Origin of the sequence: Mycobacterium sp. E3339, assembly GCF_001666915.1 — a bacterium.
Taxonomy (GTDB): Bacteria; Actinomycetota; Actinomycetes; order Mycobacteriales; family Mycobacteriaceae; genus Mycobacterium.
Map to the genome: position 1 here is coordinate 1 of NZ_LZIZ01000107.1, position 3,917 is coordinate 3,917.

The following is a 3,917-nucleotide window of genomic DNA, read 5'->3' on the forward strand; positions in this document are numbered from 1 at the left end:
GCGAGACAACCAATTGGTGTGCCTGATGGCCGATCGCGACCTCACCCGCACCGGCGTGCAGGTCGACAGCTTCGGCGGGCCCGTCCGCCGCGCCCCAACTGCCCTCGACGGGAATTCCCGGGCGAGCGACGGCCGCAGCCTCCCATTCGATCGCCGGACCGCGCGAAGGCCTGGCGGCGCGCCCGGTGTTGAGTCAGTAAGGCGGAGAGCCGATGTCGTTCGTGATCACCGAACCCGACGCGATGGCGACGGCCGCCGACGAGCTGCAAGGGATCGGCTCGTCGCTGCAGGCGACGAACGCGGCCGTGGCCGGCCCGACGACCGGAGTGCTGCCGCCGGCCACGGATTCGGTGTCGGTGCGCGTGGCGACGATGCTGGACGCGCACGCCCAGCAGTACCAGGCGCTCAGCGCGCAGGCGGAACTGTTCCACAACCAGTTCGTGGAAACCCTGATCACCGCGAAGAACGCGTACGCGCAGACCGAGGCCACCAACGCGGCCGCCATGCAGTCGTCGACGGGCACGGACAAGATCGCGCTTATCATGGGCGGCACCGGGAACCCGTCGCCGGACCTGAAGTACATGACGTCCATCCAGCAGGCGTACCTCGCGCAGAATTACTCCGACTACACCCTGGTGAGTTTGCGTACGCCCGAACAGTTTTGGCCGATCACCGGGCTGGGCAGCGAGACCTTTGGCAAGTCGGTCTACCAGGGCATGGCCACGCTGAACTCCGCGATCCTGACGCAAACGGCGGCCGGCAATCACGTTGTGGTCGTTGGTTATTCGCAGAGCGCGACGATCGCCAGCCTGGAAATGCGCTACCTGCAAGCCCTGCCGGCCGCCCTACGCCCGAGTCAGGATCTGCTGAACTTCGTCCTGCTCGCCGACCCGAACAACCCGATGGGCGGCATCCTGACGCACTTCATTCCGGGCTTCGGGGCGTTCCACTTCGCCACCCCGCTCACCACGTCCTACGCGACGTCCATCTTCACGCTGCAATACGACGCGATCGCCAACTTCCCGTCGAACTGGTTGTGGCTGCCGTCGGACCTCAACGCCCTGTTCGGGTTCTTCGACCTGCACCACACGATGCCCTTCCTGTCGGCCGCGCAGGTCGCCGGCGCGATCCAGCAACACGTGGGCAACATGACCTTCTACTTCATGCAGACCGCGCAATTGCCGCTGCTGGATCCCATCCGATGGATCCCGATCCTCGGCAACCCGCTGGCGGACCTGCTGCAACCGTTCGTCAAGCCGTTCGTCGACCTTGGCTACTACGCGCCCGGGCTGTTGCCGGGCCCGGTGACCATGGCCGGTTCCCTCGGCCAGGGCGTCACGTCCGGAATTGCCGGCCCGTTGGTGCTAGGCCTGCCCCCACTGGCCCCCAGCGGTGTGGCCAGCGGCTTCTAGCGCGTCAGCGGATCGACACCAGCGGCCCCGGCGCCCGGCCGGCCGCCAGCGCGGCCGCGTCGCCGAGGAGTTCGGGCAGCTGCATCGGGTACACCGTCTCGCCGGCCGCGGCCAGCCGGGCGATGTCGGAGGCGTCACACCAGCGGTGGCCGTGAATGTAGCTGCGTTCGAAGTCGGTTCGGCCCGCGCCGGACGGCTCGAACCGCCGGGTGCGGTAGACGAAGTAGAACTCTTCGCTGTCGATCAGGGAGCCGTTGAACTCGAACACCTCGTCACGCCGCCAGAGCGGGCCGACCATCTCACCCGGTGCGACCCGCAGCCCGGTCTCTTCGGCCAACTCGCGGGCGGCGGCCTCTGCCAACCGCTCGCCCTTGCCCACCTCGCCGCCGACCGTGATCCACCACCTCGGCGCGTCCGCGCGGGCGATGGCCGGATCCGAACCGCGCAGCAACAGGACGGCGCCGGTCTCGTCGAGCAGCACGACGCGCGCCGAGGTGCGGTGGTTGAGCACCCCGTGGTCGCCGTGCGCCAACGCGTGGGGCCGTTCGACGATCTCGAAATAGCTGGGCAGCGCGGCGGTTCCGCCGAGGTGGAAGAGGCGCACCAGCGGCCGCTCGGCCAGCGCCAGCGTGTCCCGGACGGCGTCGTTGTGGAAGCGGCGGGCCAACACCACCCGCGCCTCGGCGTCGGCGAGCTCGGCGATCAATCCCGCCGGCAGCGACGCCGGATCGACGATCGCCAGCGCGGCCGACAGCTCGTTCTCGCAGGACTCCCGCGCCTGCCGCGGCGCGGCCTCGGCGGCGTCGGCCAGCGCGGCCAGCCGCCGGCCCTCGGAGGCGCCGCCGTAGGCGTCGATGGCGACCGCGCGCGCGACGACCGCGCGCCGCGCCAGGGCGCCGTCGAGCGCCTGCCACGACAGGTCGTAGCGCACGTGCAGCCGGTCCAGCCGGTTGGCCGTCTGATACGCCCAGGCGCCGACGATCGCCAGCACCGCGACGAGCACCGCGACGGCGACCACCAGCCACGTCATCAGCTGGCCACCTGCACCTTGGCGCCGGACGCGGCGACCGTCTCGTAGACCCGCATGATCTGGCTGGCCACCACCGACCAGTCGTAGCGCTGGACGGCCGCCGACCCGGCCGCCACGTAGCGTTCGCGCTGCACATCGTTTTCTAGCACCGCGATCAGGGCATCCGCCAGCGCGGCGCCGTCACCCACCGGCACCAGGCAGCCCGCCTCGCCGTCGCGCAGCACGCGCCGGAACGCGTCCAGATCGCTGGCCACCACCGCGGTGCCGGCCGCCATGGCCTCGACCAGGACGATGCCGAAACTCTCGCCGCCGAGGTTGGGCGCGCAGTACACGTCCGCGCTACGCATCGCCGACGCCTTCCCCGCGTCGTCGACCTGCCCCAAAAACCGGATGTGCTTCACCAATTCGCCTGCCTGGCCGCGCAATTCGTCCTCGTCGCCGCGGCCGACGATGAGCAGCTCGATGTCCGGGAAGCGCGCGAGGACCCCGGGCAGCGCCTCGAGCAGGACGGGCATGCCCTTGCGGGATTCGTCGTAGCGGCCCAGGAACAGCACGGTCTTGCCCGGCCGCGGGTACCCGTCCAAAGGTGGCGCCGAGGCGAACGAGTCGACGTCCACCCCGTTGGGGATCTCGACCGCGTCGGTCCCCAGCGCCTCCATCTGCCAGCGACGGGCCAAGTCGGACACCGCGATCCGGCCGACGATCTTCTCGTGCATCGGCCGCAGGATGCCCTGGAACACCGTGAGGGTCAGCGACTTGGTGGTCGAGGTGTGAAACGTCGCCACGATCGGCCCGGCGGCGATGTTCAGGGCCAGCATCGACAGGCTCGGCGCGTTGGGCTCGTGCAGGTGCAGGACCTCGAAATCGCCTTCGGCGAGCCACTTTTTGACCTTGCGGTGGGTCGCCGGGCCGAACCGCAGCCGGGCCACCGAGCCGTTGTAGGGAATGGGGACGGCCTTGCCGGCGGAGACGACGTACTCGGGCAGCACCGCGTGCGGCGACGACGGCGCGAGCACGCTCACCTCGTGCCCGCGTTGACGCATCACCTCGGCCAGCTGCAGCACGTGCGACTGCACCCCGCCCGGCACGTCGAACGAGTAGGGGCACACCATCCCGATGCGCATCAGATCTCCCTGAGCCGCGCCTGTCTGGCTTCAGACAGGTCGGCCAGCCACTGCGGTTGCAGCATGTGCCAGTCCTCGGGGTAGGCGGCGATGTTCTTGGCGAACTGGTCGGCCAGCGCCTGGGTGATGGCGGCCACGTCCCCGCCGCTGCAATCCAGCGCCGGGAACACCTCAAACCCCCAGCCATCACCGTCGAACCAGCAATGCACCGGAAGCAACGCCGCACCGGTCGCAATCGCCAGCTTCGCCGGCCCGGCCGGCATCCGGGTGGCCTCGCCGAAGAAGTCGACCTGCACGCCGGTGCGGGTGAGGTCGCGATCGGCCATCAGGCACACCAATTGGTTGTCTCGC

3 protein-coding genes and 2 pseudogenes are annotated in these 3,917 nt (G+C 69.8%); 2 read left to right on the top strand and 3 right to left on the bottom strand.

The genetic code is table 11. The features are described from left to right. Both A5702_RS26925 and A5702_RS10030 read left to right on the top strand, forming a co-directional pair. Positions 1-88, top strand: a pseudogene (locus A5702_RS26925) (hypothetical protein); the annotation flags it as partial. A 124-nt stretch (positions 89-212) separates the two neighbouring features. Continuing rightward, positions 213-1,412, top strand: coding sequence for a PE-PPE domain-containing protein (locus A5702_RS10030; protein ID WP_068220299.1), 1,200 nt, complete (start codon positions 213-215; stop codon positions 1,410-1,412). Positions 1,413-1,416: 4 nt separating this feature from the next. On the opposite strand, the gene A5702_RS10035 is transcribed toward A5702_RS10030, so the two are convergent. The 3 genes and pseudogenes from A5702_RS10035 to A5702_RS10045 form a co-directional block, all read right to left on the bottom strand. After that, complete coding sequence (locus A5702_RS10035; RefSeq protein WP_068220303.1) at positions 1,417-2,442, bottom strand: NUDIX hydrolase; 1,026 nt, start codon at positions 2,440-2,442, stop codon at positions 1,417-1,419. Further along, positions 2,442-3,566 (bottom strand): glycosyltransferase family 4 protein, encoded by a 1,125-nt coding sequence (locus tag A5702_RS10040; RefSeq protein ID WP_055400854.1) that lies wholly within the window; start codon positions 3,564-3,566, stop codon positions 2,442-2,444. The genes A5702_RS10035 and A5702_RS10040 overlap by 1 nt, the downstream gene beginning before the upstream one ends. Beyond that, a pseudogene (locus A5702_RS10045) lies at positions 3,566-3,917 on the bottom strand (phosphatidylinositol mannoside acyltransferase); the annotation flags it as partial. The pseudogene A5702_RS10045 and the gene A5702_RS10040, both read right to left, overlap by 1 nt.

What these genes read in the sequence shown, in the direction of transcription:
- A5702_RS10035 (WP_068220303.1), bottom strand. Translation starts at nt 2,442, where the DNA reads ATGACGTGGCTGGTGGTCGCCGTCGCGGTGCTCGTCGCGGTGCTGGCG.
- A5702_RS10040 (WP_055400854.1), bottom strand. Translation starts at nt 3,566, where the DNA reads ATGCGCATCGGGATGGTGTGCCCCTACTCGTTCGACGTGCCGGGCGGG.
- A5702_RS10030 (WP_068220299.1), top strand. Translation starts at nt 213, where the DNA reads ATGTCGTTCGTGATCACCGAACCCGACGCGATGGCGACGGCCGCCGAC.